Below are 26006 nucleotides of genomic sequence, written 5' to 3'. Positions count from 1 at the left end.
AAATTCGAACTGATTGTGAAAGTTTAATCATTCACTAATTTAAGTTTAATTGAATTTCCCTTACTACTAATCTAACTCTTTTAACATAATAAATTCAGCAATATTCGGCATGTACGCTGAAGGAACTTTACCAATTTCTTGATATCCTACAGATTCATATAACCTTTTAGCATTCACATTGAAATCGCCTACCATAAGTGTTATTTTCTTCTTATTCAAGGCTCTACCAATTGCTTCATAGATACTTAGTAAAAAAGTACCTAATCCCTTGCCTTGATAAGAATCTTTCACACATATTAAAGCAAGATATGGATACTCGTGAAAAAAGCCTTTTTCTTCTATCCACATGATTCCTATGAGTTCGCCTGTATTAGTTAACGCACCCCATAACTCATTATGACTTAATCCAGTTTTTATCCAATCAATCACTTGACCAGCATAGGCTTGATTTAAAGAGGCATCTTTAAAGGTTGCAACACACTCATCTAAATCATCGACCGATAATTTTTTTACTTCTGAAATCATCTCACTAACACCTCTACTCTTTTTCACTCGCAATGGCAATACCAATTGGTGTTACAAATTGAGGGTAGTCAGGTCTAAGCACTTCTTTTCCTAGATACTTAGAAAAGACTTTCGAAAAATCATCGAAGAAACTGGCGCCACCAACAACAAATAAAGGTTCGATTGGATAGGTTTCAAGAAACTGTTTTGTAATATTCGCCATTTTATCCACTACTGGTTTAATGATCATAAAGGTTTCTGACTCACGGCTTCGATCTCGCTTAATTAATTCTGCTTCTGGCACTGGTACTTTATGATAGCCAGCTAAAACTAAGGACATGTGTGTCCCACCAGTTGGCTCATCAATCGTTTTAACAACAGTATGATCTTCAATAATACTAATCCCCGTTGTACCACCACCCACATCAATAACAGCACCTTTTTCTAAATCAAGTAAACGAGCTGCTGCTGATGGTTCATCAACAACAGTCGTTACATTTAAGCCAGCAGATTCTAACACATTAGAAACGACTTTAAAATCATTCCCTAATGTACCAGGTGGAACAGCCGTTGCAGCTTCTGTTAATTCAACGCCAAGTATTTCTTCAGCTTCATGAACTAACTTCGTCACAATTTGAACTGCTTGAATGTAGTTCACTACTAAGCCATCTCTAACTACCTCCGCATATTCAAAACTTCCATAAATCGGCTTATTTTGTTCATCCAAAATAGCCAAAACAATCGAAGAAGTTCCTAAATCCACGCCAACTTTTAGTGTTTTATTCTTGTCAAAAGGGCGATATTTTTTAGTATTTACGATCTCATTAAATTCTTGTAGTACCTGATTCACTTGTTTTAAATCAACCATAATAAACCTCCTAAAAAATTATTGTGATGCCCAGTCTGCCGGATACGTCACATAGACGAATCTTGCATCCCCTTCAACTGAAAATTGAATACTACTGCTTTTTGGTACAAATAGAATTTCTCCAGGACCAGCAGAAATTCGACGTCCATCAACAATCACCGTTAATGTTCCTTCGATAACATAGTCAACTTCATCATACTCAAGTGTCCAGTCGAAAGTTGTATCTTTCATTACCATTAGTCCACAGCCTAAACGTGGGCTTTCTTCTAAAGTCACAAGGTCTTTACAATAAACCACATCACTAGGTGTTCCTGTATCTAAACGATCATCTTCATTTACTTCTAAAAGTGGTAACTTAACTGATAAAACACCACTTGGGTCAACATTTTTAGTTAATTGAGAGAGTCCGCTCATTTTTTCCATTAAGACTTGGCGAACAACGCTTTCAATAATACTTTTTTGATTATCATCCATGATTAAGCCACCTCTTTAGTTGCTTCTGCTTTTTTCATTGTTTTGTTTGCCATAAAAATTGCCACAGCAATCGCTGTAATACCACCAACTAATTTACCAACGATCATTGGGAAAATCATCTCTTTAGCAACACCAGCTGTAAAGCCTAAGTGGTCACCTAAAACAAATGACGCTGATACAGCAAATGCCACGTTAATAATTTTTCCACGTTCGTCCATGTCTTTCATTGTTTGGAACATAGCAATGTTGTTTGCTAGAGTTGCTACTAAACCTGCTGCAGATGTTTCGTTCATACCTAAGACTTTACCTAAGCCCATTAAAGGTTTCTTGAAGACACGTGTAATCACTTGAACTAATACAAATGCTCCAGCTAATGTTAAAGCAATCCCACCGACTACTTCGATACCTTCTGAAACTGGGGCGATGCCTTCAATCACTGTAATACCAACTAATTGTTGCAGTGCACCTAATACTAAACCGATGATAGCGATGATAACCACACCTTTACCAAAGTAAGTGAAACCTTTGATCATACCATCTGGAATTAATAATAAGCCCACCATAACCAAAGCTGCTACGATAACGATTGGGATTAAGTTCATGATAAGCATCTTAACTTCAAAGCCTGCCACTAAACCACCCACAAAAGCTCCGATTGGAATAGTAACCATTCCTGATAAAACACCTGTTGCTAAATATTTTTGGTCTTCTTTTTTAATGATTCCTAATGCTACTGGAATCGTGAAAACAATTGTAGGTCCCATCATGGCACCTAAAATAGTTCCCGCAAAAAGTCCTGCTTCTGGCGTTTGAGCCATTTCCATAGCTAGTGTATAACCACCCATATCGTTTGCTAATAAAGTCGTTGCAAACATTGCTGGATCTGCTCCTAGCGCTGTATAAATTGGCACAACGATTGGTTTTAAAATATTTGCTAAGATTGGAGCTAAAGTAATAATCCCCACCATTGATAAAGTTAAAGCTCCCATTGCCATAATACCTTCTTCAAATTGGTTACCTAGATTGAATTTATTACCTAAAACGTAATCAATTCCGCCTAAAACCATGAAGAATGCAATAATATACATAATAATTTCATTAATACTCATTAATTGCTGCCTCCTAATGTCCTTTTTAACTTAGTACTACTGATTTCTTTCAACAGAATCGATAATACCAACAATTGCCGCATCAACTGGAACTTCAGATGAGCCTAGAGCCACCCTAGCAGAACCACCTGTTGTCACTAAGACAACATCGCCAAAGCCAGCACCTTCAGTATCAGCTGCTACGATTGTTTTTGTGGGTACATCTGGTGATTTTTCTTCAATGTCTACTAATAAAAATTTTAAGCCACTCAAATTTTCATTTTTGCGAGTTGCCCAAAGACTACCTGATACCGTTCCAATTAACATGACTATTCCTCATTTCTTACATAATTAAACTTTAATTGTTTTTCCCGAATAAAATCTTTAGCTAAAGGTGTGACAATCATTGAATCTGTGACTGTCCATTCACTTATGCCTTGATTCATTTCTTTTTGTAGTGATTCCCTTGTGATAACTTTTTTATTGTTTTCATTTGTCACGCTTGTTAATTTAACTGTGACAAACTCGGCACCAAATTTTGACCACTGATTTTCAGCTTTTTGGACTTGTTCTTTCACACCGTAAAGACTTTTCTTAATGAGTGATCGGTATTCTTTACCATTGTTTAAAACATAAACTTTTTTCTTTTCCAAAAGAGCTTCTAAAATAATTTTTTCTGCTGGTGTTTCAGGTAACATGTTGGCAATTCTCATCAAGGTTTCTAATGAAAGTTGTGATATTACCACACCAGTTGAAGAATCTGATAATACAGAAATTTCATGCTCTGAATCTTTTATGAATTGTTTTAAGACCTCTGTTTCTTCACCATAAACACCGAAAGCATTTGTTTTATCTTGGTAGATTCCTGTTTTGTCTCCTAAAGCCTCTAAAACCTTTTGAGTCACAATCTGAACAAGTTCTTCAAAATTATCCATTCCAATTACCTAATTTCTTAATGATTGTTCCTCTGGTTCCTTTTTTAAAGCCACATGCATTGGCTTCATCGTAATCAATGTGCATATAGGTCGCAAATTTAGAACTCACACGAATCACCACATCATCAAAAATAAGTGGACGTTCGCCGTCAATTTTAACTTGAACGATTTCTCCTTGTTTGACTTTAAAACGCCACGCATCTTCTTCTGTTAAATGGACATGACGCTTAGCAATAATCAATCCTTTTGATAATTGTAAACTTGTCATTCCGTTCATCATCAGAATACCTGGAGTGCCAACAATATCGCCACTTTCTCTGACAGGTACTTTCACACCTAGTGTTAAAGCGTCTGTTCCAGAAATCTCTACTTGAGATTCTTTTCTTTCAGGGCCTAAAATGACAACATTTTTAAGGACACCTTTAGGACCGATTAAATTAATCCGTTCCTTACAGGCAAATTGGCCTGGTTGAGACAAGTCTTTGACTTTAGTCAATTGATAGCCTTTTCCAAATAATGTATCAATGTCGGCGCGAGATAAATGGACGTGACGACCACTTGCTTCCACTTCAAAATCACGTTTAGGTTGCAATCTTGATACGACTTCTTTGATGATTTCATCAATATTTTCATTTGTAATTTCCACTGTTTGATAACCTCCTTCGTTTAGAGTAAATAAACATTTTTAACTATTAATCAATGACTTAATGTATTCAGGGAATCTCACTTCTAACTCCAGTAAATCTTCTCTTTGGCAGATACCAAAACCGTCTTTATGGCACTCAACTAACTCACAACAACGCTTCTTTGTAAGTAGCATTAAGCGATATAATTCAAGTTGATAGTCTTCTAATTCAATACTAAGTTCAACTTCTTTTGATTCTTCTTCCAAAGTTAAATAGTTCGTATTAAGCCAAAAGGTCTGTCCTAGACCTGAAACAACGTCATCAATCATTTTTAAAATTAAATGTAAAGGATCATTCAAATGACTATTTTCTACTTCTGTTAAGCTTTTTTGAAATTTAATAAACTCAATTTTTAGCAGTGTCCACTGAATAGAATTCTTTTTGAGTAAAAAATGATCACCACTAAACTGAGGAACTTCATGTGTTTCCGAAACTTCCTCTTCACAAATCTCAACCTCAACTTGCGCTGCCTCATCTTTTTCAAAAAGAATGGTAATGCCTTTATCATTTAAAAAACTTTTAGCTGAAGGTGTTACAATGGTTCCTTTTGCAATTATCATTTCCGTTAGACATTCTTTTTTTAAGATATTTCGAACGTCATATTCAGTTAAAACGGCCACGATAACACACCCTTCTCTTTGAGAAAAGGGTATATTCATATAGACATATACCCTTTAGACTCTTTATTTTTTTCTCATATTAAGTTAAAGAATTAACCCATTTTTGGTAAAATTTCGTCAACTTCTGAATGTGGACGAGGAATTACGTGAACTGATAATAATTCTCCAACACGTTCAGCTGCTGCAGCTCCAGCGTCAGTTGCCGCTTTAACAGCACCTACATCACCACGAACCATAACTGTTACTAATCCGCCACCTACTTGTTCTTTACCAATTAATGTTACGTTAGCTGCTTTCACCATTGCATCTGCTGCTTCGATAGCTCCTACTAAACCTTTTGTTTCGATCATTCCTAATGCGTTTGCGTTCATAATAATGTTCCTCCTAATATTTTATGTATAATTTATTTTAATATAATTAAAACCAAGTTTAAAGTTTTTCTAGCACTGCTGCCACAATCTTGTTGATTAATTCATCTTTTGAATCTTTAGTTGAACATGTTTCAACTTTATTATCAACTAGATTAAGATCTTCACCACGTAATTCATCTAATTCACAAACGCCGTAAGCGACTTTTCTTAAGTTAAATAAGTTTTCTGGGCTGATGTTGTCTGAAGTTGAACTTCCGCCGACAGCACCACAACCTAATGTTAAAGCTGGGTTAATGTTTGTTGAGGCTCCAATACCACCTAATGTTCCTGGCGTATTGACTAATAAACGAGAGACAGGTTTTTTCAAGCCAAATTCTCTAACCACGTTATCATCTTCGGTATGGATAACCATTGTGTGTCCGGCACCTTCATTAGTTAATATTTCAATACATAACTGACAAGCATCTTCCCAATCTTTGGTTGTATAGAATGCTAAAATTGGTGCTAATTTTTCTCTAGAATAAGGAACTTTCATTCCCACTCGATCTTCTTCAGCGATTAAGACACGTGTGCCTTGTGGGAAAGTTAAACCAGTTAATTTACTGATAGTATCAATTGATTTCCCGACAATTTGTGGATTCATTGTGCCGTTTGCACGCATGATGAATTTCTCTAATTGAGCCGCTTCTTCTTTCGTTAAGAAGTAAGCACCTTGTTTTTTGAATTCACTAATAACAGCTTGTTTACTGACTTCTTCAACAACAATTGATTGTTCAGAAGCACAAATTGTTCCGTTATCAAATGTTTTTGATTCCATAATGTGTTTAACAGCCACAGGAATGTTTGCCGTTTTTTCAATAAAGGCTGGGCCATTTCCTGGTCCGACACCGATTGCGGGTGTTCCTGATGAATAAGCCGCTTTAACCATGGCAGAGCCACCTGTTGCTAAAATTAATTTAGTTAAATCATGTTTCATTAATTCAGCAGTTCCTTGCATCGTTGGTGTTGCCATCACACTGATTGCTCCGGCTGGACATCCTTCTCTAACAGCTGCATTTCTAATGATATCTACTGTTTCAGTGATACATTTTAAGGCAGTTGGATGTGGAGAAAAGACAATACTGTTTCCAGCTTTTAATGAAATAAGTGCTTTATAGATAACAGTTGATGTTGGGTTAGTTGATGGAATCAAACCAGCAACAACTCCCACAGGAACTGCAATATCCATGACTTTATTCACTTTATCTTCGTTAATTACGCCAACTGTTTTCATGTCTTTCATGTTTTCCCAAACAGCTTTAGAAGCGAATGAATTTTTGACTACTTTATCTTGCCAAATTCCAAATCCAGTTTCTTCATTGGCCATTTTGGCTAACTTCACACGGTTATCATAAGCTGCTTTTGTCATTGCTTGACAGATATTATCGATCTTTTCTTGAGAAAAAGTAGCTAATTCTTTTTGTGCTTCTGTCGCATCTCTTAAAAGATTACGAACTTCTTGGACTGAAATTAAATCTTTATCAACTACGTTTACCAAAATTTATTCCCTCCTTATTTCTTTTTAGGTTTTGTTACTTTTTTAGATTCTGATTTTTTCAAATCAATTTTAGGAATTTTTGATGTTGGTGTTTCTTCTACTTTAAGTTCCTCTTTGATCTCAATTTCTTCAACCACAATCTCTTGTTTTACTTCTTTTTTAGCTTCTTTGTTTTTTTTTTTAGCCTCAACACTTGCCATTACCATCTCAGCAGTGTCTTGTGCCATTCTCGGAATGACATGGCTTGAAATTAAACAGTTTAAATTCTCAGCAACAACGCTACCAGCTTCAACGGCAACTTTGACAGCTGCCACGTCTCCAACTAGTTGAATCGTTGTTTGACCACCTTTAATGACTTCTGCATTTAAAAGGGTCACATCGGCTGTTTTTAAAGCGGCATCTGCTGCAGCTACGGCACCTAGATACCCTTTGATTTCAATTAATCCTAATGATTCTATTTTCATTTTGGCTACCTCCTTCTTATATTAAGTGACAACTAATATGATTTTGGATTAGCCGCTACTGATTGAACCGCTTGAGCAAACGCGTCACACGCTGCTTGACAAGCTGATTGACTACCCGTTAATAAACCACCCGCAAAGTTCGTTTCAGATGGTGGGCCATAAAAGGCTGCCACTTCAACGTCTGCTGCTTTAATTGCTGCGTCTAAAGCGTACATTGCTTCGATTGGCGGAGCGATCAAGTAAGCTAAAGATTCGCCTTCTTTAATGCCAGCTTCTTTAGATAAATGAGTTCCTGTACGAGACACTAAATGAGCGTAGTAAGGAATACTATCGTCTTCATTAGCACTCACAAAACCTGGACTGTTTTCGATTTCATAAACAACCACATCTAAACCACTTTTAACCTCAGCAGGGTTAGGACCAGCAATAATTCCAATGACTTCACCGGCTAATTTAGTGCTAGCACTTCCAGCTCCAGCGTAAAGACTGCGAGCATAAACCACATCAACCATTGCTTTTTTAGTTGCTTCATCCAAAGCCACATAAGTAACATCATCGCAATCACCTGTGACTAAACCTAAACTACGGTGTTTCACCGGATCAAGATTTAACGCTTTTGCTAAACCTGGATCAATATTAGAAATAATTTTTGAGCTTAATACGTTAGCTCCTAATGAATCATTAATCATTAACATTTCCTCCTCGTTTGTTTTAAAGAGTTACTCTGATTCTTTTAAATCAATACCTGATTTTTTCTTAACAATGATATTTTTAATAATTTCGGCAATATATGCGCCAGCTTCAACGGCTGGTGTTCCACCTTTGTGGATGTTAGAAATTACTGTACGACGTGCTTCTGGCATACCAACTGTTGGTTTATACGCTAAGTAAGCACTCATTGATTCAGCAGTTACTAAACCTGGTCTTTCACCAATTAACATACAGACACAATCAGCATCTGTTAATTCACCAATTTCGTCCATTGCCCCAACACGTGAGTATTTAACAAAAACCGGCGTATCAAAATCAAGGTTAAACATTTTTAAACCTTGTTTGATTGATGGTAAAATTTCTTTAATGTTTGCTCCAACTGCGGCTGAACTTAAACCGTCACCTACAACGATTTGAACTTTCGCACCTTTCGTTGTGTTGCTCTTAATGATTTCTTGATTTTCAACATCAAATTGACGACCTAAGTCAGGACGAGTCACATACTCATCTTTGTCTTGGCATTTAGTAATAACTGAAGTGAAGCCCATTTCTTTGACTAATTCTTCTGGTACATCAGAGAAAACAGCATCTTGAGCGGCAGCGTGGTCTGCTCTAAAACGTAACATTGATTGCGTTTTGTAACGAGGACCTGAACGCCATAAACCAAGACGAGCTGGTGTAAATGACTTCATTCTTAAGTAACCTTCTTCATCATGTGCGTTAGGTACTAAAAATTGTTTTCTAATATCAACTTCTGTAATATCTGGAATACATCCATCTTCAACGTCAGATTGCTCGTTTGATAAGTGAGATTGAACACTTGAGACAACTTCCTCCGTTGTTGTTTGACCTTCTTGGCCTGACATTTCAGCTAAAATTGTTTCAATCAAAGCTTTTAAATTTTTTTCATCTACCATTGTTTTTATTGACCTCCTTTACTTTTTCAAGAAAATTGATGCGTCACCAGCGATTTCAGTTAAACGACCATCTTCCATAAGTCCCATTTTTTCCATCCAACCTTCGAATTCTCTTGTTGGGCGTTTGTTCATTAAATGACGTAATGTAGCTGTTTCATGGTAACCAGTTGTTTGGTAATTTAACATGATATCATCTGCATGAGGGATACCCATGATGAAGTTAACGTTTGCTTGATTTAAAAGAACCGCTAAGTTTTCAGCATCGTTTTGGTCAGCTTTCATATGGTTTGTGTAACATACGTCACATCCCATTGAAATTCCTGAAAGTTTACCCATGAAGTGATCTTCTAAACCAGCTCTAATAACTTGTTTAGAGTCATATAAATACTCAGGTCCAATAAATCCTACTACGGTGTTTACGATAAATGGATCAAAACGTTTGGCAAATCCGTAACAACGAGCTTCCATTGTTACTTGGTCAGCGCCGTAATGAGCATCTGATGACAATTCAGAACCTTGACCTGTTTCAAAATACATCACGTTTGGTCCAGCAACTGCACCAGTTTCAAGAGCTAAAGATTTTGCTTCTGCTAAATCATTAGCATCAAATCCAAACGCTGTATTTCCTTTTTGAGAGCCTGCGATTGATTGGAAAACAAGGCCAGTTGGCGCACCTTTTCTCATTGCTTCCATTTGTGTCTTAACATGAGCTAACACACAAGTTTGCGTTGGAATTTCCCACTCATTTCTTATTTCTTCGAATTTATTTAAGATACGAACAACACTTTCTGTTGAATCATCTACAGGGTTAAGACCTAAAACCGCATCCCCAATACCATATGATAACCCTTCAAGTAGTGAAGCTGTAATACCATCAATATCATCTGTTGTGTGATTTGGTTGTAAACGAGCAGACAAACGTCCTGGTTCACCAATAGTAGTGTTTGCTGTTTTGATAACAATAATTTTTTGTGCTGCATAGATTAAATCCATGTTAGACATTAATTTAGTTACAGCAGCAACCATTTCAGAAGTTAACCCACGAGCAACTTGTTTGATTTCGTAATCATTTGTTTTAAAATCTAAGATGTACTCACGTAATTCTTCCACCGTCCAGTGTTTAATTTGTTCGTACATTCTTTTGTTCACGTCGTCGATGATGATACGTGTTACCTCATCTTCTTCGTAAGGTACTACTGGGTTATTGAATAAATCTTTTAATTGTAATTGAGCAAGTACAACTTTCGCCGCTACTCTCTCTTCAGCAGATTCAGCAGCTACTCGTGCTAATGTATCTCCTGATTTTACTTCGTTAGCCTTAGCAAGAACTTCTTTTACTGATTTAAATTCGTAAGTTTTGCCAAAAAGTCTAGTTTTCAAAATCATCGTTTAAATTCCTCCTTATTTAACTATTTATTTCATCTAGTTCATAACGAACTAATTAAAAATTAACGTTTTTACAACTACTGGTAAGACATTACCATTGGCAACAGGCATGCCGATATCAATGTAGTCCCCATTTTCAACTTTCACACTGTCAATACAGACAAATGGATAGTCTTTAGGTAAAACACTGAACAAACATTGACCTAAAGCTTTTGCCATATCTTCTTGGACGCTAATCACGAGTGGTTCTTTTTTTTGAATGATTAAGTCCAAGCCCTCAACAATCGCTTCTGCATAATCTAAGACTCGTTGGAATGTCGGATTTTTTTCGCCTTCAATTCCCAAAGCGATTGTTTGGAACTCATTTTCTAATTGATACCATTTCATCTTCTGTTTAATGGCTTCAGCTATCTCAGCCTTTTGACCACTTTCATCTTGCTGAGATAATTTTAGAATCGGCATATTTTTAATGGGCAAGATTTCTTTTTTATAAGTAATCGTACTACCACTAATGTCGGCCGTATGAGAGCCTGCACCAACAACAGTTGCTCTGATTGTTTCAACGGATTTAACCACTTCAAACTCCCTTACAAGTACTGAATTAGCTATTCCTTGCCCAAGTAATAACCCAATATCCCCGTATTTAAATGGGTCTGCTAAATTATCTTGGGTAATACAATCAGCGACACCACCAGAAAATGAAATGGCTTCGATTTTACGATTGAAAGATAAGCCTTTATTCGTAATAATCATGTCGTAGTAGGGACTTTTTTCGCCAATCCCCACACTATTTTCAAGTGTGTTGACCATAATTTTGATTATTGGTTGTAATTTTTCGGCTGTTGTTTTTTGTCCAAGGGAAATATCTAAATTTTCCTTAGCAATTATTTCTTTTATTTTTGGTGCGATGTACTCGATGACTTGAGTTTGTCGGTTGACCTTAATCAGTCGTCCACCAATATCCAAACACCCTGTATCAAAGACTTCATCATCATAAAACAAGGCTAAGTTAGTTGTACCACCGCCAATATCTAAATTAACCACCGTTGTGTGTTTCTCTTTAGAATAAGTCTGAGCCCCTGCCCCACGACCTGCGATAATACTTTCTAAATCTGGACCTGCTGTAGCGACAACAAAATCTCCCGCATAGCCACTTAAAGCTTGTAACACATTGCTTGAATTTTCTTTTCTCGCTGTTTCACCGGTAATAATCACCGCACCAATTTGAATATCGCTTTTACTGATATTCGCTTTTTCATACTGGGTTTTAACAAAGTTTTCAATCGCTTTAACGTCGATTAAATTATTTTCTAAAATAGGAGTGAACATGATATCACTTTTAAAGACGACTTCTTTATCCGTAATGGTAATTCTTGGAATCGTAAAAGAAGATGCCATATTTTTGATATGTAATTTGGAAATAATCATCTGAGTCGTTGAGGTTCCCAAATCAATGCCAACACTTAATACTACTTCTTCTGACACTAAATCCCTCCTTCCTTAATTTTTTTGAAAATAAAAGGTGCTCAAAATAACCCTAATAAACATTAGAATTATCTTAAGCACCATTGCTTGATCTTTAAACTACTTTGTCTAAAGTATATTAAATTTTAAAACTAAAGTAAGTTGATGTTCCCGCATGACTGGAAACAATTTTTAACTTACCTCTTAATTTATCTTTGACATAACTTGTGACTATTTTTAAACCTAAACTGCTATTGTTCACGTCACTCGTGTGATAACCTGCACCATTGTCTTTAACAGACACTGACACCATATTGTCTTCTAATCGAATGACATCCACTTTAATTTTGTTTGTTTTACTTTCTTTCAAGAAACCATGTTCAAAGCTATTTTGTAATAATTCATTGGTTATTAAAGCCACGGTAACTGTTTTATCACTATCTAGGACAACTGTTTCGTCAATATTCTTTTCAATAATGACTTTCTTGTTATCTAAAAATGCCCGGTAACAATTGGAAATTGTCACGTCTAACACTTCTGCTAAACTGATATCATTATCAATTTTTTTAGATAATAATTCATGTGTGGCAGAAATAGCTAAAATTCGATATTCACTTTCTCGAAGCACCTTCACAACCTCTTGATTGTTCGAACGTCTGGACTGAATTCTTAAGAGAGAAACAATACTTTGCAGATTATTTTTTACTCGGTGATGAATTTCTTTAATTGCCACCGATTTTTCCACAATTTCAACTTCTCGATTATAAATTTCTGTTTTATCATGTAAGATCATGGTAAACATGCCCGTCTTCTCATCAAAGAATCGCTTCATTTGAAAATGAGAACTACCAAAAACAATTTCTTTTTCGCGAATGTTACACCACTTTTCAGTTCCTTTTAAGTAAATCATTTGCTCAAAGGTTGATGTATCTAAAGATAAATTGTCATAATGAAGACCAATTATTTTCTCCATGTATCCAAAATGGAAGTAATAACTATTGGCTACTTCATTATTCATTACAAGATAACCGTTGGCATCAAATATAAGAATAGCTTCGTCTAGGTTATCCATTAAAGAATTGTAAAACACAGTTGTAGCATCCGGTACGTCCAAGTCTTTTTGAGAATTCTCAGTGATAGCTTCACCCCTGATCTCTTTAACTGGAAATTCCACAATAAGGACACCAATTGTTTTTTTATTATTTCGTAAAGGAAAAACTTTTTGCCTTATCCAGTGATTCTCTTGCGTCTTTGCAAGAAGTCCTTCTGTAATAAGAGCTGTTTCAAAGGTCCGATAAACACCTGGTTCATTGAGCCTTTTAGCAATTTTTCCTACAACATTTTCACTATATATCGATTCATTTTCGCAAGGTCTGCGGTGATAGACAACGACCGCTTCATCTGTTACATCTGATAAGATATCAATGAAAACATCTTCTTCACGATATTTATTTGTTTCTTCAATCCGTTTTGCCTCTTTTATTAACTCATCAATATCTGAATCACTTAAACTAGAATACTTCTGACTTAATTCTCGAATCCTTGACTCAATCATTTGCCATCACAAGCATTTCAGCCACATCAATCATTGGGCATCTCTTATCCATACTCAATTTACGAATATGTTGATAAGCATCTTCTTCTGACAAAGCTTGTTTTGCCATTAGGATTCCTTTTGCCTTTTCAATCATTTTTCTTTGTTCAAGTTTTTCAGACAGCTTATCCACATTTTTTTCAAGCTTTTCCACTTGATTGCCTTTAGTGATCGCCATTTCCACCATTGGGATAAAGGATTTTTCATCTAATGGTTTGACTAAGTAACCTGCTGCCCCAAAACTCATGGCTTTTTGTCGATTACTCACATCGCTATAAGCAGTTAACATCAAAATAGCACTTGCTAATTTTTCATTCATAATCTTCTTACCAGCACTTAAACCGTCTAAAAGTGGCATTTGAACATCCATAATAATTAAATCTGGATGATGCTTTTTAGCCAACTCAATTGCTTCAAAGCCATCTGCTGCCTCACCGACAACATCATAGTTTTCTAATTCTAACATGTCTCTTAAGTCTACTCTTGTAAGAGGTTCATCATCGACAATGATAACTTTTCCTTTCACGAGCTTCACTCCTAGCTTTTATCATTTTACTTTTTCAAAACGTCTATGTTTTGGTGACTACTGTACTAGCAAAATCTAATGTTTCTTCTAAAAATCTAAGAGTATTTGAGAAGGCTGCTTCCATTGAAGATAAATCTCCTGTTAGAATAACCGTTCCACTAAATCGATCAATAAAACCAATTTCAACATCTCCTGATTTTAGAGCGTAATCAACTGCTATGATGGCTGCTTCACTTGGTGAAATAGTTAAGATTCCGATTGAACCATACCCTTCATTCATCAAACCTAGCTTGTCATAACTGTCTTGAGTTGGATTCGCGATAATATGAGCCATCGTTACTTGTTTACCTGGAACATATTCTTGAATCAATCGTTGTTTTTCTTCCAAGACGCTCGTCCTTTCCACTTTTATTTACTATAAAAGTATTATACCCTTGTCATCACTCTATAATCAAAATAAATTTGTCACAATTTTTCTAACATCTTCCACTGTTGGTGCTTTTGGGTTAGTCTTCGTTGTTGGATCAAGTAGTGCTTGTTCACTGATTTGACTGATAAAAGGTGCCACATCTTCTTTTGTTAGTCCAGCTTCGATAAAGTTACTTGGCATGTTCAGTTTTGATCTTAGACTAGTTATTTCGTTAATCAAGTTTCTAACACCCATTTTACCTCGAGAATTAGAAAGACCTTGTTTCTTAGCGAGTAAAGCATAACGCTCTAACGCTCGTTGACTTTCATTTCCATTGTATTGAACAATTGAAGGAAGTAACACGCCGTTAATTCGACCGTGAGCTAAATGTAATTTACCACCAATCGTATGCGCAATACCATGACATAATCCCAGTGACGCTTGGTTAAAAGCAAGACCTGCTAAACATGAAGCGTAGTGAACTTGCTCTCTTGCTTCCATGTCTTCACCATTTTTATAAGCTCTTTCCAAATAGTTAAAGATTAACTCCACAGCTTTTTCTGCCAAGGCATCTGAGAAAACTGTTGCTTCTGTTGAAACATAAGCTTCTAAAGCATGAGTTAAAACATCCATCCCTGTGTCTGCCGTAATAACAGGAGGAACTGATTTAACCAATCGTGGATCTAAAATTGCCACTTCTGGTTGTAATCGGTCATCCACTAATGGGTATTTTAAATTTTCCTTTTTATTAGTAATTACTGAAAAGTTAGTAACCTCAGAACCTGTTCCACTTGTTGTTGGAATAATGATTAACTTCGCTGCTTCAATTAGTCCAAGTTCAACGCCCATTAATTTGATTGCTTTTGACGCATCAATGGCTGACCCTCCACCAAAACCGATGATTTGTGTTGGTTTAAACTCAGCTAATTTCTCCACACCACTAACAACATTTTCAATGGTTGGATCTGGGACGATATCCATAAACGCTTCATACGCATTGGAATCATTAATTTCACTTATCACATAATCAATCATTCCTGATTCGACCATGAACTTATCTGTCACAATACAAATGCGTTCATTTTCAAATGTGCCTAAGAAACTTAATGCATCACTTCCCATGTAAATTTCTGTACTAAATTTAATTTGTTTCACTTTTCCACCTCCGATAATAAAAAAAGCCACCAAAAATACCCTTATCAAAAAGGTTCTTTCGGTAGCGTCATTGCCAACTATTATATTAATTAGAAAACAAAAAAGGCAAGGATAGCACCCCTTTGTGCTACAACCTACCAAGTAGTAAGTCTCTCCATTTGCCTATTGCTTTATTAAAACACGAATCGTTGTGTTTTTATCAGTATCGAATATGGTACGCACTGTAATAAAACAAGCGGCTAAATGTCAGAAAACGTTACGTTTTGGTTTCCTAACTCCCACTGATCTACCACGGAACAGTAAGTACCAAGTTTAATTTATTAGAAAGACCTGACTTAAAGCAATCTGCTTATTACAGTGGCGGGACCGTCTTGGAATTTCACCAAAGTTCCATCTAAATAATTAAATTTTTCAATCTATGTGTCGATATTAACATATTACTTTGTGTATGACAACACTTTTAAAGTAAAAAATGAAAACGATTCATTAATCGTTATAAAAAACCTGACTATTTCTACGATAGCTAACGTCTGGACGGTTTTCACGGTAGTTAATGAGCCTTGCTGCTGCAAAGAAATAATCTGATAACCGATTTAAAAATTTCAATACTTCTGCGTTAATTTCAGCTTCTAAACTAGTGGCTACCACAATCCGTTCAGCTCTTCTAGCAATGGTTCTCGCAAAATGCAGTTCACTTGCAACAGGATCACCGCCAGGGATGATAAACTCCGTAATGGGTGGTGGTGAGATTAAATATTTATCAATACACTCTTCTAGCCACTTTGTTGAAGTTTCTGCTGTACGATACCCTTTGGTGCTATTGGGCGTTGCCATATCTGTCCCACAATCAAATAAAATTTGTTGGATTTCAGCCAAGTCTTTTTTTACATCTTGACTATTTTTCATATGACTAACAATGATTCCAATAAAAGAATTAAGTTCGTCAATTGTTCCATAACTTTCCACACGATTAGAACATTTAGCGACTTTTTCACCGCCAATAATACTTGTTTCGCCTTTGTCTCCGGTTTTAGTGTATATTTTTGCCATTACGCTTCCTCCTCATACTCTAAATAGGCTAATAATTCTTTGATGCCATCATCCTCAATCGATGAGACTTTAAAAATTTCTCTTGCACCTGAACTTCTTAACGATTGTTCAGCCTTCTTAATCAGTTCGGGATCATCTGTTTTATCCATCTTAGTAATAATCCCTATCACCGGTTTTGAAAACATTGAGCCAAATCCTGGTGGAAAAGTATTGAATTTTTCGTCCACACATTGCAGAATACCAATACAATCGACCCCACTGGATGTCACTTGAAGGGCACTGTAAAATTGACGACGTTGTACAAATTCTCCTGGTGTATCCACAATATATTGACTTGATTCGATAGCTTGCGTTTTTTGGTAAGTAATATCCAAACCTTGAAGTCTCTGTGTTAGTGTTGTTTTCCCTGTGCCAACTGCACCTATAAACATAATTTTTTTCATTTTCATCCCACTTGCTTTTTATGATTTTGTAACAGGCGCACTTTGAATTTGTAACAATTCATTTAAAGTGCTGTTCACCATTTCAATACTTGCTTCAACCGCTGTGACGTCCCCTGCTAAGACAACCGTTCCACTAAATCGGTCCATAAAAGCAACTGTTACTGCTGCTGCTTTTGAAGCCACATCCGCCGCCACAATCGCTGCTTCACCTGGTGTAATGGTTAGAATACCTAAGGCTTCTTTTTCACAATCAAACAAGCCAATTTTTTCATAGACTCTCTTATCTGGACTAGCAATCACGTGGGCAATGGTTATCTGACGCCCTGGAACTGATTCTTGTATCACTCTTGTTTTATCTGACATAATTATTTCCTCTTCTTCTTTTAATTTATCTGTATAAGTACCAATCTGACGCTTCTAAAATGCCTCGCCATAAATTTCTTGGAATTTGATATGTTTGCCTCATCTCACCTGTTAACTGATTATTCGGTAACACCACTTCTTCTTGATTTAGAATGCATTGTGCCCAATCTGGTTGAAAAATAAAGGGTCGACAAGCAGAGGCTAATTCAGTTTTCTCTAAGGTTTTTTCTACTGATTCAGCTTGAAGTAAATTACCTGAACCGATTAAAGGTGTTTTTAGTAGCACTTGTTTTAAAATATCTAGTAGTTCAAATGAATAACCTTCTAATTCTTTTTTGCTTAATATATCCGAACTAGTGACATGAACATAATCGAGAGTCATGTTATCTAGTTCTTTTAAAATCATTAGTGATTCTTTGAACGATTGATCTCTTTCATTATCCTCCAGTAGCATCGTATCTTCAAGTGAAAATCGAATTCCTAAAGCAAAAGGAGTTTTGGCATGTTGTTTGATAACTTCTAAAGATGATTCAATGATGCGTTTAGCAAAATTTAAACGTCTTTCTCTTGATCCACCCCACTCGTCCTGCCTTACATTCCAACTTGGCATCATAAATTGGTTTGGTAAATAAGAATTCGCCATGTGTAACTCAACACCATCAAAACCAGCTTTAATAGCTCTTAAAACTGCCTCTTGGTAATCCTTGATTATTCTTTCAATTTCTGCTGTTGATAATTCTTGATAGTCTTTTTCTTCAACGATATTTTGAGATTCACAGCTCACACACCATTTTTTTGATTTAGCATTAGCTCCAGCATGATAAATTTGTAAGAAAGCTTTGGTATTATCTTGTTGAATGGTTGAAGCCACTTGACTCAAACTATCTATGTACCTGTCATGAGTGATACTTATATTGTTACCATATCCTCGACCATCTGGGGAAACATAGGCAGAGCCCACAACAATTGCCCCAACAGCCCCCGTTCTTAATTTAAAAAAATTGAGTTCATCTGATGTCATCTTTCCATCAAGCGGGTCTTCCATGGTTGAAATCGGCGCAAAAATTAACCTGTTTTTCAACGTAACCCCTGACGGTAACTGAAAAATCTCTTTAGCTTTCATCAACTTCATCCCTCCATTTATAAAAAAAGACGCAAAAAGAACTTAATCTTTTTGCGCCTTTGCAAGTTGAACTCACCACTGTGTAAGTCCTTTATTTAATTTGAATTATTGACTCGTTCCACATTATAGCAAAATTTAAATAGTCCGTCTAGCTTATACTTTTTTCACAAGACGAGACTGATAATCGTTTTCATTTATAAACATTTTTGTTAATTATGATTGATTTAAAAAAGTTAAGAGCTTACAATTGAACGTGACAACGACCTCTACATTAAAAAATAAATAATTGTAGGTGATTAAATGCTATTAGAAAAAATTCACAAATCAGGAATTGTCGGTGCTGGTGGCGCTGGCTTTCCAACATCCAAAAAATTAAATGCTAAAGCTGAGTATCTCATCATCAATGCTGCTGAATGCGAGCCTCTCTTAAAAACTGACCACTATGTGATGAAACATTTTGCCAGTGAGTGCATTAAGGCAATCACAGCAGTTGGAAAAACTGTGGAATGTGAACACATTGTGATTGCAACAAAAGATTATTACCATGAAGAGATTGCCTGCCTAGAAGCCGCAATCAAAGAACAAAATGCCCCGATTACGATTCACAAAATGGAGAATTTTTATCCTGCAGGGGACGAACAAGTGATGGTCTTTGAAGTGACTGGACGAACTGTTCCACCAACTGGCATTCCTTTACAAGTTGGCTGTATTGTTTCAAACATTACCACCATGCTAAATATTTATGAAGCGATGGAGCACGAAACGCCTGTGACTCAAAAATTAATTACCGTAACAGGTGAAGTGAACAAACCAACCATGATTCTTGTCCCAATTGGCACGTCTTTTTCAACTTGTTTAGAACTAGCTGGTGGCACACCTTTAAAACAGTTTATCTTTTTAAATGGTGGACCAATGATGGGGAAAATTGGCAATCATAACAATTTTCATGATCAAGTCGTCACAAAAACAACCTCTGGAATTATTATTCTAGAAGAAAAAGAATATCTCTATTCACTACATGAGCGCCAAATGAGTCAAATCATTACCCAAGCAAAAGCCGCTTGTATTCAGTGTCGTTTATGTACTCAACTGTGTCCTCGTTTCCAAATTGGGATTCCTTTACATCCTCACCAAGTCATGCGACATCTCGCAACAAGTGATGTGCCAAATGACATTGATGATGACCCTATTTGGAAACAAGCCATTCTTTGTTGTGAATGTGGTATTTGTGAAGTCATTGCTTGTCCTATGTCTTTATCTCCAAGACAAGTTAATATTTACGTGAAACAGCGTTTAGCTGAAAAAGGCATTCGCTATGAGTACAACGGAGAAGAGTTAATTCCACAACCTATGCGAGAGTATCAAAAAACACCGCCTAAAAATATTCTTCTTAAAATGGGCTTAGAAAAATATGTGAATAATGATTTAAGTCAATTGATTACTTTTGAACCTGATGAAGTTTTTATTCCGTTAAAAATGCACATTGGGGCTCCTTGCCAACCAGTAGTCAAAAAAGGCGACCGTGTTGAAAAGGGTCAGTTAATTGCTGATATGGATGAAGGTAAACTAGGCGCACCGATTCACGCCAGTATTTCTGGTGAAGTCATCTGCGTGAGTGATTCATTAATTCAAATTAAAAAGGATGTGGCTTAATTATGGCAATTGATACATTAGGATTTTTAGAATTAAACAGTATTGCTAAAGGAATTGAAGCAGTTGATTATATGCTAAAAGCGGCAGATTGCGAATTAATTTCGGCAAAAGCTAGCTGTCCTGGAAAATATTACATTTTAATTTCTGGACGAGTGGATTCAATTAGTCAATCCATTGAAGAAGGTGCTAGAATCGGTGGCATGCACGTTGTAGGAAAACTCATCATTCCGCGAATTGATCCACAAGTCATTCGAGCGATTAACATGACTCATGTACCTGAAAATACGAAAGCCATTGGTGCCATTGAATATTACTCCGCTGCTGGTTCAATTATCGCCGCTGATTTTGCAGTTAAGGCAGCTAATGTTGATTTAATTAGTTTACAACTCGCAACTGGTATTGCAGGTAAATCTTTTGTTGTTCTAACTGGTGACGTAGATGCAGTTAAAGCCGCCGTTGAAGCTGGGATTGAAGGCGCTAAAGATGAAGCCATGATTATTAATCACATTGTCTTACCTAATCCTAGAAAAGAGTTAATTCATAGCTTGGTGTTTTAAATAGACTTAGTACACTTCTAAAGTTAGATTATAAAACTAACTTTAGAAGTGTACTTTTTTTCTCATTAAATTGACTTTTCAAGCAAACGAGAATATGGTTGTCTTAAGAATATTTAAAGAGGAATAGGAGGGATTTTTTTGAATAAAAACGACAATATTTTAGACATGTTACATTTTTTAGGACATTCTTTAAAAAACGAAAAAAAGAAGCTTTTTATTAGTTTCATTTTATTACTAGGCATCTCCTTTTTTGAATTCAACATTCCTCAAATTACACAAAAAATCATTGATCACGCTATTCCAGAAAAATCCATGTCTCTTATTTTTACTCAAGTGATGTTGCTGCTTGTTTGTGCTTCTTTCTTAAGCGCCCTCACCTATCTTTCCACCATGATGATGAGTCGTTTAAGTCAAAACATGATTACACAATTACGAAATGATTTATATCAACATTTATTAGGTTTAGATTTTTCATTTTTTGAAAATGCCAAAACAGGAGATTTGATGACACGTTTAACAAGTGATGTGAAGACCCTCCAAGATTTAATTTCGCCTCAAAGTTTGAAATTAGTCTCGAACCTCTTCACCTTTATTTTTATCTATGGTTTTATGTTGTTTCAGGATGTCACCCTAACATTGTTAATCACGCTTACCTTTCCGCTGCTTTACTTACTAAATCTGTTCTTCAGTAAACACATTAAACAAGCTTTTCGAAAAGTCAGAAGTTCTACATCTGAAATCAATAACCATTTACAAAATAGTTTGACCTCTATTTTATTAATTAAAACCTTCGTCAATGAAAAAAATGAGAGCCAAACTTTTGAAGAATTAAACAATAAAAATAAAGCCAATTACATTGAAGCCATGTCTTATCAAACAATTTTTGCTCCAAGTATTGATCTAGTTAACTATCTTGGCATGGCGATTGTTTTGCTTTATTCAGGATTTTCTATTACCCAAGGCAGACAAACAATTGGTGAATTAGTTGCTTATCTGGCTTATCTAAAAATGCTACAAACACCGATTCGTTCGTTCACTCAAATGGTGAGTCGCTTTCAACAAGCTGTGGTGTCTTACAACAGAATCGTTGAACTCTACGAGGTTCAGCCAACTGTCATTGATCGTAAAGTCCCCTTACATCTATCTGAAATTAAAGAAAGTATTGTTTTTGATCACGTTAATTTCAGCTATTCAAACGGACAACCGATATTAAAAGATATTTCTTTTGAAATAGAGCAAGGTAAAATGACTGCTTTGGTTGGCGTGTCTGGTTCTGGAAAGACAACGATTACGAAACTCCTTGAACGTTTGTATGACGTGACAAGCGGCCAGATTTTGATTGATCATCATCCCATAGAAGACTATACTCTGACTTCTTTGAGACAACATATTAGTTTAGTTACGCAGGATATTGAGTTAATTGATGGGACTATTTTAGAAAATATTTTATATGGATCAGAAGGAAAAACAGAATCTGAGATTGAAAATGCTGTTCATGCAGCAAAATTAGCAGATTTTGTTAACTCTCTGCCAGATAACCTTCAAACCGAAGTTGGAGAACGTGGAATAAAACTTTCTGGTGGACAAAAACAACGAATCGCCATCGCCAGAACCTTCTTAAAAAATGCCCCGCTTTTGATTTTAGATGAGGCAACCGCTTCTTTAGACAATGAATCAGAGCGCTACATTCAAGCTTCTCTGGATTCATTATTAAGCCACAGAACTTCTTTAGTGATTGCTCACCGTCTTTCCACGATTCAAAAATCTGATCAGATTATCGTAATGGAAGATGGGCGGATTGTTGAAACTGGTACTCATACTGAATTGTTGAATAAATCAGGTAAATATCGAGCACTCTATGATGCTCAATTTAAATAAAAAAAATCAGAAAGCGTGGCAATTTCCCGCTTTCTGATTTTTTATCTTATATTAATTAGAGCTAATCGCGCCTTGAAATTTTCCAACTAATTCATCCAACCTAGCTTTAAGTTTTTCAGCTGTTTCTTCACTCACCTCATACATTTCAGTTGGGCTAATTCCTAAATCAATTAGTTTTACCGGTTCCCAATTATCTTTAGCCTTCACTAAGGTGATTTGCGGATTTACGACACTACCACCACAAGGGTCCATCAAAAGAAAAGCTAACTCCACTTCTTTCTCAGATTTTTCTCTAATTCGGTAATACCCATCGCCAAGATACGTTTTTTCAGACGCCACATGCTGTTGGAGTTCTTTTAATAAACTATCTTTCATGGATTATTCCCCCACTTTCAGCACAATTTTACCTAAGGTTTTGCGTTCACTCATCATAAAATCTTGCGCTTTATGAGCATCTTCAAGGGAGAAAATCTGCTCAATGACTGGTCTAACCCCTGATTTTAAAGCTGCAACCAATTGATGGCTGTTTTCTTTTCGTTCTGTTTGTGTCATGTTTGCTGAAATAAATCCCATCACCTGAACGTCTTTGGTCATCATCAAGCGCGGGTTAATCGTCACCTCACCACGATTTCCAACAATCACTACTCGACCATTTAACGCCATGACTTCTAAATCTTTACCTAAATTAACATTAGCTAACATCTCAATAATCACATCAATACCGTGATTTTTTGTGATGTCATCAATCACAGTTAGATAATTTTCTTCACGATGGTTAAGAACGAAATCAGCTCCTAATTTTTCTAGCATGGTCATCCCTTCAATGCTACCCGCTGTGGCAATAACAATAGCACCATGTAACTTAGCTAATTGTACAGCTAAATTCCCCACACCACCCGTTGCACCGTGAATTAACACATAATCACCAGGTTTAATTTTTCCTTTTTGATGAAGGGCATGAACAGCCGTCATTCCAGCTGTTCCAAGGGCTGCGCCTTCTTCAAAGTTTAAATTATCTGGTAATGGATAGATAAATTCCGTGTTACAAATTATTTCTTCTGCATAAGTACCACGACCCTTGTTTCCTCCAACTGAGACAAAAACTCGATCTCCTACATTAAATTCTGTAACGTTTTTACCAATTTCTTCGATAATTCCAGCACCATCTTTGCCTGGTGTGTATGGTAATTCTGGTAAAAGACTGTATGTTCCTTGACGGATATAGGTTTCAACAGGATTAATTCCCACTGCTTTTAAAGATATTCTTACCTCGTCGTCCCCAACTGGTACGCTTTGTAATTCTGTATAATTTAAAACATCACTACTACCAAATTCTGAAACTAAAATACCTTTCATGTCATCCATCCTTTTTTTGTTTGATAGGATTATTATATACTAACGGGGGTAAAATGTGGAAAGATAACAATTGGTTTGTTTTTGATTTTAGGTTTAATATATATATAAAAGTATAGTAAAAAGCGATTAGATTCTGTAATTACATCTAATCACCTTTAATTTTATAAAAAAAGAATTGAACCTTATTTAGGAAATCCTAGCCAGATAGCTACTAACAAGCAAATACTACCACTCAATTTAAAAAATACACTAAATCGCTTAGCCTTTTTATTTCCAATAGAAAATAAAAGTAAACCTAAAAATAGTAAAGAAATCATTACCCAAAATCCCATACTATCCCTCCTTTATTTGAGTATATCAATTAAAGGTTAAGAACTTAGTAAGTTTGGACGGTTTATTTTTAAATTTGTGTTAAATTTAATGATTATCCAAAAAAACTTACAAATAGTTACTTTCGTACACATTTAACTTACTTTTTCAAATATCCTAACTTCACTAATTTCGAAACAAAAACAACCAATATCAAAGTATCCGCACTTCCACCTAAGCTCCAATTTTTTTCTTTTAACAGCCTATTTAATTTATTTAGATAGTTCAGCCCTGACTCAGTCGAGTAACCGCCTAACTCAAGAAAATTATTTGCCATTTCTCGGTACGATTCAAATACTGAAATACTCTGACTCCGTTTAATCAAGTTAGTATCTTCTACATGAAGTGATAAAAACATCAACGTATCAATTAATTGTTCATTATTTTTACCTTGATACTTATCATAGAAAGTTAAGCCATAGTCAAACACACTTGGATAACCAGATTGAGCTTCGCCTCGAATCCCAGTCATTCCATGTTCCACAAACAATTTTTCTCCAAAAGTTAACTCACTTTTATCATTAGGTAAGTTTTCAAAATCATTTAACAAATCACATGTCATCTCTTTTATTTCCATTTGGAATTGCTTTAAACTAACATCATTTTTCCAAACTTCTAACCTACCACAAATCGTTAAGAAAATACCTAATGAAAAAATAACTCCTTTATGCGTGTTCACATTTTGCGTCACATGAAGCATTTCATTCTCTGCTAAAACACCAATTTTTCTAATTTTTTTGAAAGTTTCAGTAATTGGCAGATATTTCAACTCATACCCTACTTGAATGAATTCTTCAAAGAAAGGTAACAAAACAACACTACTTTCCAAAAAGGTAAAATAATCCATATCATTATGAGAACCTGAATCAATTGGATCAACTAAACCGGGTTTAGGAAAACAAGATACTTCGTACAATAACCCTAATTGAGCTTGCTGAGCTATTTTTTTTACCGCTTGTTCCACCTTTACGTCATCCTTTCATAAATTTCATTTATTTTAATTTGTAATTCTTCCACAGAATGCTTTCGACTTCTCGCACAATTTTTGGCATCAGCGGAACACAATAAGCATTTTCTCGGATTTTCCTTAAAGTGTGATCGACTTACTTGAATTAATTCTTCCTGTTCTATAGACAAAATATCAATATCTAGTAAACGACCAAATTCACTTTGTTCCTCTAATTTCATTGTTAACTCTTTTACCGGAATAGGTAGTTCTTTCACTAGAAAAAATCCGTCATTTCCACTTGGTAGCTGAATTATTTTTTGATAAATAATCTCAACCTTTTCGTTTTTTAATGCTTGTTCTATCAGTCCAAAACCATAATTAAACATTTCAAAAATAGCTGAATTATTTTTAATTGGACCAGGTATATTCATGGTATAAGAAATAAGGGTTACTTCTTCATTATCGTTTAACAATTTCTTTTGGAACATCATTCGTTGTTCCCTATGTCTTAGCATGTCTTCCACTGTTTGTTCTACACCTGATCCAAATATCATCT

31 protein-coding genes and 1 riboswitch are annotated in these 26006 nt (G+C 35.7%); of the genes, 3 read left to right on the top strand and 28 right to left on the bottom strand.

All coding sequences use genetic code 11. The features are described 5' to 3' along the window. Positions 1 to 66 precede the first annotated feature (66 nt). The 23 genes from G7082_RS09025 to G7082_RS08915 form a co-directional block, all read right to left on the bottom strand. The gene (locus tag G7082_RS09025; protein ID WP_166034770.1) at positions 67 to 525 is read right to left on the bottom strand and encodes a GNAT family N-acetyltransferase; all 459 of its coding nucleotides are present in this window, start codon (positions 523 to 525) and stop codon (positions 67 to 69) included. 13 nt (positions 526 to 538) lie between these two features. Continuing rightward, positions 539 to 1372, bottom strand: coding sequence for an ethanolamine utilization protein EutJ (gene eutJ, locus G7082_RS09020; protein ID WP_166034769.1), 834 nt, complete (start codon positions 1370 to 1372; stop codon positions 539 to 541). 18 nt (positions 1373 to 1390) lie between these two features. Next, a complete protein-coding gene (locus tag G7082_RS09015; protein WP_166034768.1) occupies positions 1391 to 1846 on the bottom strand; it encodes a cupin domain-containing protein in 456 nt (151 codons plus the stop codon). A 2-nt stretch (positions 1847 to 1848) separates the two neighbouring features. Continuing rightward, positions 1849 to 2955, bottom strand: coding sequence for an ethanolamine utilization protein EutH (gene eutH, locus G7082_RS09010; protein WP_166034767.1), 1107 nt, complete (start codon positions 2953 to 2955; stop codon positions 1849 to 1851). A 36-nt stretch (positions 2956 to 2991) separates the two neighbouring features. Further along, the gene (locus tag G7082_RS09005) at positions 2992 to 3261 is read right to left on the bottom strand and encodes a EutN/CcmL family microcompartment protein (RefSeq protein WP_166034766.1); all 270 of its coding nucleotides are present in this window, start codon (positions 3259 to 3261) and stop codon (positions 2992 to 2994) included. A 2-nt stretch (positions 3262 to 3263) separates the two neighbouring features. After that, a complete protein-coding gene (locus G7082_RS09000; RefSeq protein ID WP_166034765.1) occupies positions 3264 to 3869 on the bottom strand; it encodes a hypothetical protein in 606 nt (201 codons plus the stop codon). Then, positions 3862 to 4509 (bottom strand): ethanolamine utilization phosphate acetyltransferase EutD, encoded by a 648-nt coding sequence (gene eutD / locus G7082_RS08995; RefSeq protein WP_166036054.1) that lies wholly within the window; start codon positions 4507 to 4509, stop codon positions 3862 to 3864. Before eutD ends, G7082_RS09000 begins: the two co-directional genes overlap by 8 nt. 45 nt (positions 4510 to 4554) lie before the next feature. Next, on the bottom strand, positions 4555 to 5175 hold the full coding sequence (locus G7082_RS08990; RefSeq protein WP_166034764.1) for a hypothetical protein: 621 nt from the start codon (positions 5173 to 5175) through the stop codon (positions 4555 to 4557). A gap of 92 nt (positions 5176 to 5267) precedes the next feature. After that, the gene (gene eutM, locus G7082_RS08985) at positions 5268 to 5546 is read right to left on the bottom strand and encodes an ethanolamine utilization microcompartment protein EutM (protein WP_218778632.1); all 279 of its coding nucleotides are present in this window, start codon (positions 5544 to 5546) and stop codon (positions 5268 to 5270) included. 58 nt (positions 5547 to 5604) lie between these two features. Further along, complete coding sequence (locus G7082_RS08980; protein WP_166034763.1) at positions 5605 to 7083, bottom strand: acetaldehyde dehydrogenase (acetylating); 1479 nt, start codon at positions 7081 to 7083, stop codon at positions 5605 to 5607. 14 nt (positions 7084 to 7097) lie between these two features. Then, positions 7098 to 7547, bottom strand: coding sequence for a BMC domain-containing protein (locus G7082_RS08975; RefSeq protein WP_166034762.1), 450 nt, complete (start codon positions 7545 to 7547; stop codon positions 7098 to 7100). Between the two features lie 32 nt (positions 7548 to 7579). Beyond that, the gene (gene eutL, locus G7082_RS08970) at positions 7580 to 8236 is read right to left on the bottom strand and encodes an ethanolamine utilization microcompartment protein EutL (protein ID WP_086951833.1); all 657 of its coding nucleotides are present in this window, start codon (positions 8234 to 8236) and stop codon (positions 7580 to 7582) included. Between the two features lie 30 nt (positions 8237 to 8266). After that, on the bottom strand, positions 8267 to 9175 hold the full coding sequence (eutC, locus tag G7082_RS08965) for an ethanolamine ammonia-lyase subunit EutC (protein ID WP_166034761.1): 909 nt from the start codon (positions 9173 to 9175) through the stop codon (positions 8267 to 8269). A gap of 18 nt (positions 9176 to 9193) precedes the next feature. Continuing rightward, a complete protein-coding gene (locus G7082_RS08960) occupies positions 9194 to 10561 on the bottom strand; it encodes an ethanolamine ammonia-lyase subunit EutB (protein WP_166034760.1) in 1368 nt (455 codons plus the stop codon). A 51-nt stretch (positions 10562 to 10612) separates the two neighbouring features. Beyond that, complete coding sequence (eutA, locus tag G7082_RS08955) at positions 10613 to 11989, bottom strand: ethanolamine ammonia-lyase reactivating factor EutA (protein ID WP_238842724.1); 1377 nt, start codon at positions 11987 to 11989, stop codon at positions 10613 to 10615. A 175-nt stretch (positions 11990 to 12164) separates the two neighbouring features. Further along, entirely contained in the window at positions 12165 to 13580 is a 1416-nt protein-coding gene (locus tag G7082_RS08950) for a sensor histidine kinase (RefSeq protein WP_166034758.1), read from the bottom strand. Next, positions 13573 to 14145, bottom strand: coding sequence for an ANTAR domain-containing response regulator (locus tag G7082_RS08945; RefSeq protein WP_166034757.1), 573 nt, complete (start codon positions 14143 to 14145; stop codon positions 13573 to 13575). Before G7082_RS08945 ends, G7082_RS08950 begins: the two co-directional genes overlap by 8 nt. A 43-nt stretch (positions 14146 to 14188) precedes the next feature. Next, the gene (locus G7082_RS08940) at positions 14189 to 14533 is read right to left on the bottom strand and encodes a BMC domain-containing protein (RefSeq protein WP_275115389.1); all 345 of its coding nucleotides are present in this window, start codon (positions 14531 to 14533) and stop codon (positions 14189 to 14191) included. A 63-nt stretch (positions 14534 to 14596) separates the two neighbouring features. Then, positions 14597 to 15709: a 1-propanol dehydrogenase PduQ gene (locus G7082_RS08935; protein WP_166034756.1), complete on the bottom strand. Its 1113-nt coding sequence runs from the start codon at positions 15707 to 15709 to the stop codon at positions 14597 to 14599. 271 nt (positions 15710 to 15980) lie between these two features. Continuing rightward, positions 15981 to 16129, bottom strand: a riboswitch (adenosylcobalamin (AdoCbl) riboswitch). A gap of 66 nt (positions 16130 to 16195) precedes the next feature. Continuing rightward, on the bottom strand, positions 16196 to 16759 hold the full coding sequence (locus tag G7082_RS08930) for a cob(I)yrinic acid a,c-diamide adenosyltransferase (RefSeq protein WP_166034755.1): 564 nt from the start codon (positions 16757 to 16759) through the stop codon (positions 16196 to 16198). Further along, positions 16759 to 17202, bottom strand: a complete 444-nt coding sequence (locus G7082_RS08925; protein ID WP_166034754.1) for a EutP/PduV family microcompartment system protein — start codon at positions 17200 to 17202, stop codon at positions 16759 to 16761. Before G7082_RS08925 ends, G7082_RS08930 begins: the two co-directional genes overlap by 1 nt. 18 nt (positions 17203 to 17220) lie before the next feature. After that, positions 17221 to 17565, bottom strand: a complete 345-nt coding sequence (locus tag G7082_RS08920; RefSeq protein WP_166034753.1) for a BMC domain-containing protein — start codon at positions 17563 to 17565, stop codon at positions 17221 to 17223. Positions 17566 to 17590: 25 nt separating this feature from the next. Beyond that, positions 17591 to 18688, bottom strand: a complete 1098-nt coding sequence (locus G7082_RS08915) for an oxidoreductase (RefSeq protein WP_238842723.1) — start codon at positions 18686 to 18688, stop codon at positions 17591 to 17593. Between the two features lie 300 nt (positions 18689 to 18988). Here G7082_RS08915 and G7082_RS08910 point away from each other — a divergent pair, with 300 nt between their 5' ends. The 3 genes from G7082_RS08910 (at position 18989) to G7082_RS08900 (ending at position 22776) form a co-directional block, all read left to right on the top strand. Further along, positions 18989 to 20341, top strand: a complete 1353-nt coding sequence (locus tag G7082_RS08910) for a 4Fe-4S dicluster domain-containing protein (RefSeq protein WP_166034751.1) — start codon at positions 18989 to 18991, stop codon at positions 20339 to 20341. Between the two features lie 2 nt (positions 20342 to 20343). Further along, a complete protein-coding gene (locus G7082_RS08905; RefSeq protein ID WP_166034750.1) occupies positions 20344 to 20898 on the top strand; it encodes a BMC domain-containing protein in 555 nt (184 codons plus the stop codon). A 138-nt stretch (positions 20899 to 21036) separates the two neighbouring features. Beyond that, the gene (locus tag G7082_RS08900) at positions 21037 to 22776 is read left to right on the top strand and encodes an ABC transporter ATP-binding protein (RefSeq protein WP_166034749.1); all 1740 of its coding nucleotides are present in this window, start codon (positions 21037 to 21039) and stop codon (positions 22774 to 22776) included. A 51-nt stretch (positions 22777 to 22827) separates the two neighbouring features. On the opposite strand, the gene G7082_RS08895 is transcribed toward G7082_RS08900, so the two are convergent. The 5 genes from G7082_RS08895 to citX form a co-directional block, all read right to left on the bottom strand. Beyond that, positions 22828 to 23151: a hypothetical protein gene (locus G7082_RS08895; RefSeq protein ID WP_166034748.1), complete on the bottom strand. Its 324-nt coding sequence runs from the start codon at positions 23149 to 23151 to the stop codon at positions 22828 to 22830. A 3-nt stretch (positions 23152 to 23154) separates the two neighbouring features. Continuing rightward, positions 23155 to 24132, bottom strand: coding sequence for an NADPH:quinone reductase (locus G7082_RS08890; RefSeq protein ID WP_166034747.1), 978 nt, complete (start codon positions 24130 to 24132; stop codon positions 23155 to 23157). Between the two features lie 182 nt (positions 24133 to 24314). After that, a complete protein-coding gene (locus G7082_RS08885; RefSeq protein ID WP_166034746.1) occupies positions 24315 to 24464 on the bottom strand; it encodes a DUF3953 domain-containing protein in 150 nt (49 codons plus the stop codon). A 137-nt stretch (positions 24465 to 24601) separates the two neighbouring features. Beyond that, positions 24602 to 25465: a triphosphoribosyl-dephospho-CoA synthase CitG gene (gene citG / locus G7082_RS08880; RefSeq protein WP_166034745.1), complete on the bottom strand. Its 864-nt coding sequence runs from the start codon at positions 25463 to 25465 to the stop codon at positions 24602 to 24604. A 2-nt stretch (positions 25466 to 25467) separates the two neighbouring features. After that, positions 25468 to 26004 (bottom strand): citrate lyase holo-[acyl-carrier protein] synthase, encoded by a 537-nt coding sequence (gene citX, locus G7082_RS08875; protein ID WP_166034744.1) that lies wholly within the window; start codon positions 26002 to 26004, stop codon positions 25468 to 25470. Positions 26005 to 26006 lie beyond the last annotated feature (2 nt).

The sequence above is a fragment of the Vagococcus hydrophili genome, assembly GCF_011304195.1.
GTDB lineage: Bacteria > Bacillota > Bacilli > Lactobacillales > Vagococcaceae > Vagococcus > Vagococcus hydrophili.
The sequence above is the reverse complement of the archived record's forward strand: the minus strand, read 5'-3'. Positions and strand labels throughout refer to the sequence as shown.